The sequence below is a fragment of the Endozoicomonas sp. SESOKO4 genome (assembly GCF_024606275.1).
Genome location: NZ_JAHHPS010000680.1, coordinates 1 through 3,683 on the forward strand (window position 1 = coordinate 1; position 3,683 = coordinate 3,683).

A 3,683-nucleotide genomic window follows, 5' to 3' on the forward strand; every position below is an offset into this window, starting at 1 on the left:
CCCGCCAGGTTTCTGCAAGAAACCCGGAAAAAACCTACCTGCCAGAAGCTGAAAACGTCTATTTTAAGCACAATCGATTATGGCAACATAAGGGTCAGTTTGAGTTTATTCCAACTCTGAAAACACCATCCCATATCGGCATTGTATACAGAGGCGATTCGAGACCTCCGGAAACCATCTTCAAAACAGGATTTAATCGAAAATCAGATGATTCGGATTCAATTAACGATAATGACTTCCTTGAAGCTTTGCTGAATACGAAATTGAGCCCCTATCATCTAACATATGGACTATGCATTGGCAACTGCCAATTGGTGAATGACTCACAAAATAACATCATCAATACCAGCCGCAACATTGCGGTCGCAACTTGGTTCCCATGGTTTTCATCGCAGCATGAGACGGACGACTTGCCTGAGCCTTGGGAGGAAGACAGCACCTATGTTTATCAGTGTTATGTCAATACCGGTATCGACATTTGCAAAACAGCTGCAGATCTGACGGGAGGGGGGCTACACACTACTTCTATCACGTCTGCAGAAGAAGTACTCACGACAGGCATACCTCCTGAACATATAGTGAGTTCATGGCCGGTTAAACGAACGGTCTTTGATGCCGGGCGTCATTATATGTACGGTTTAAAAACCAGAATTCAGGAAAAAATAGAAAACCCTCACACTGATCAATGTGTAAAAACATTTACAGAAGCATTTCGGCCACCTTTGGATCCAATACATCGTAACCATTCAATTTCGTTAAGCATAGGCGCACATTTTGGAATAGTTACTGACCAGGAGGATGATGAGCTGTCATGAGGGCATTGCTCATAAGCTACCTGACATGACCTGAGTACCAGGCTGGGATTAGCTCACTCCCTGATACCATCCTCATACAGACTTCGGAATTCCGGCGGGGAAATACCGAAGTCTGCCCTCACGAAAACCAGAACAGTTAATCCTTTGCTTATCATTGTTTAAAAAACATATGCAACAAAGGAACTTTACTGAAATAAAGCAATCTATACCTTCAATCAGACAAGAATTAATTGTTTTGTCCTGAACATGACGTTTATATATTAAGGAGAATCACGATGTCACTCCCTGTTTCCAATCATTGCGCCATAATCCATGGTGGATCTGGCACTGTGCCAGAACAATCCACAAAATTGGACAAGAAAAAACAATGGGGTCGCCGAGAAGTAAGAGAAAACGCCCCCCTCCAAAAAACCAGTAAGAAAAATACGGCTGCAATCCATGGCAAAAAATTCACTGCTATGTCGATAACAGAACGTTTTGTTTTTGCTCTTGGTCTTTTTTCAGGTTTACAGAGTGTGTCTGCAAAAGGCAATGGAAAAAGTGACACGTGCAGTATGGCATCCCCAACAACAGCTGAACTCAACACTTGCCCAAAAGCTGGCTTTTCAGAATGGGTCGCAAAATTACAGGAAACAGGCCGAAAAGATGATGCACAGAAGGCGTGTCTGGCAGATACGTGCTCAGCCCCCAAAGAAACCATCCACAAAAAAAAATCAGCGCCTGAAAGAGAAAGTCAGTCTCAATCCTGTCAGAAACCAACCCTGATGGAACAGATCGGTCCAGCGGACAGAATGACCGGTGTTTATAAAAAATCAGACGAGACCAGTCTGGTCCTTGGTATTAAGAACCCTGAAACAGTTCCTGTCATAAAAAAATATAAAGACCTCGTCCGTATGGAGTCCAAGGCGTTAGAGTTAAAAAAGATTCTGGAACAGACTAACCAATACATCAAAATACACAACAATGATTTCGGAATGCTTGTTTATGATCATAAGCAATTTACTGTTCTAAAAAAGTATGATCTCTTTCCTTTAAGCCCCTGCATGAAAGGCCTGTTTGATGAACTCGACAGCTACGATACGGCATTAAAAGAAATTTTCATGTATCAGAAAGAATCCGGAGATTATCAAGCCTATGCTAAAGAACTGGACGAATTAATAAAAGGACGCAGGACTGTATGTGTAGGCTTATTACGATCATTAAAAAGCAAATTTAATGATTTAGAAAGACAGACATCAACTGCATTAAAAGTTAATAGTGATCGCAAAAAAGAGGATATTCTGCAGCACAGAAAATACATTGATTCCCAGATTAAAAAATCAGAAGCCATTCTTAGCTCTGTAGAAATAAAAAAAATGTTCCGTCAATGCATGAAGGATCGTCAAGATTGCCTCAACGAGCAAAAGTGGACTGAAGCCAGGGAGCTTGCTGAAAGAGTCAGAGCCAGGAGAGAAGCAAACAAGAAAAGCTATGGTATGAAGTTACTTAATTTACTGTCTGTAACTTACTTAGTATCTTGTCTGAGCCTGATAGGTTCTTCGCTTGCATTGATTCCTTTGCCAAGAAAAATAACCCGTTACTTCGCCGCCAGAAAAAAAATAGACACTAGTCGCATATTAGAAAAAATAATCAGAACCGAGAAACTGAAGATGCCAGTGGACATCAAAAAATCTATGGATAAGTGCGACACTGCTGAAGACGCAGCGATTTCAAGCAAGACCAGCATCAAGTTGAATCTGTACCCCAACGACTGGGAACACGTGTCTTTACCAAACTATCATGACTTTAAGCAAATCAGGAAAAATAAGCGACCCAAACAAAATATTGGAGCAATAGCTAAAATCAAGGATATCGTTATGCCAAAAGACGAGCTGCCTGTGAGGCCGTGGAAAGAGGATATACCGATAAACCACCAATGCATCAGGCCAATTTACAAAAGAGGTTTTACCCCATCCGGTAAAGAAACGGATACAAAAAACATCGTTGCCTATGCCTATTTTGATCCTTCATCAGATGCAATCAAAAGTACAATATCCGATGATGCCATTGAAAAAATGCAAAGCATTCATGAAACAGGCCGTTATGCGCCCCATGAAAGAGGCGCTACAGGCTACAAATGCTTTAGATATAAGGATGTGCCATTGTGGGAGTTTAAAGTGGCTGGAGATGAACGGGTATACGGCTTAACGATTCAAGCAAATGAGGAAGGTAGACAAGCGGGTGTTGCTCCCCTGGTTCTATTCGACACGATATTGAATAAGAAATTATAAGCGCCAACCGGCTCTTACATTGCACTTATTGCATTAATCCAGCATACAGTGAGTTACAAATCGAATTCAAATTCACGCTACTTGAAAACTCTATGGCAATTTCTGTCAACTCATCGGATTTGAGCACAAGCGCGTTACTGGCGTTGAATGCCTCCCGCAAGTAGGCATTATTAACAGATGTCTGAAACGCGTCAGGGTTATCAATTGCAGACATCATGGCATAAAGCTCCTCAGGCGAGGATGGATCATAAGCGCCACATCTGTCCCTGACCGTATCGTGAGCCTCAATGGAAGCACCAACCCAACAATACGTTAAGCAGCCGCCTTTCGAGTGCGTCACTTCATACAGGTAATGCGCGAAGGCTTGACGAATCGCCCGCTTGCATATGTCTTTTAAGTCCCGGAAAAGCTTTTGCTCCTCATGTGACAATTCAAGGCGATCAAGAATAGGTCCATATTCGTTTTTGATATCATTCTCATTTTTCTGTTCTTCTTTTTGAAATCGAGATCGCTGATGAGGAGGCAGTGATTTAACGTAGCCTGGAAGAGATGGGTATGGGCTTTAGCTGTCAGCGGCTATACCTGATGGAAAATACAT

At 42.0% G+C, this 3,683-nt stretch carries 3 protein-coding genes; 2 read left to right on the forward strand and 1 reads right to left on the reverse strand.

The window, feature by feature from the left end:
- Both KDK16_RS13205 and KDK16_RS13210 read left to right on the forward strand, forming a co-directional pair.
- Positions 1-815, forward strand: an 815-nt coding sequence (locus tag KDK16_RS13205; protein ID WP_257276482.1) for a hypothetical protein, incomplete at its 5' end; no start/stop codon positions are given.
- A gap of 275 nt (positions 816-1,090) precedes the next feature.
- Positions 1,091-3,085 (forward strand): hypothetical protein, encoded by a 1,995-nt coding sequence (locus KDK16_RS13210; RefSeq protein WP_257276483.1) that lies wholly within the window; start codon positions 1,091-1,093, stop codon positions 3,083-3,085.
- A 25-nt stretch (positions 3,086-3,110) separates the two neighbouring features.
- On the opposite strand, the gene KDK16_RS13215 is transcribed toward KDK16_RS13210, so the two are convergent.
- Entirely contained in the window at positions 3,111-3,515 is a 405-nt protein-coding gene (locus KDK16_RS13215) for a hypothetical protein (protein ID WP_257276484.1), read from the reverse strand.
- Positions 3,516-3,683: the final 168 nt, after the last annotated feature.

Excerpts from the sequence above, each read along its gene's own strand:
- KDK16_RS13210 (WP_257276483.1), top strand. The coding sequence starts at position 1,091 with ATGTCACTCCCTGTTTCCAATCATTGCGCCATAATCCATGGTGGATCT.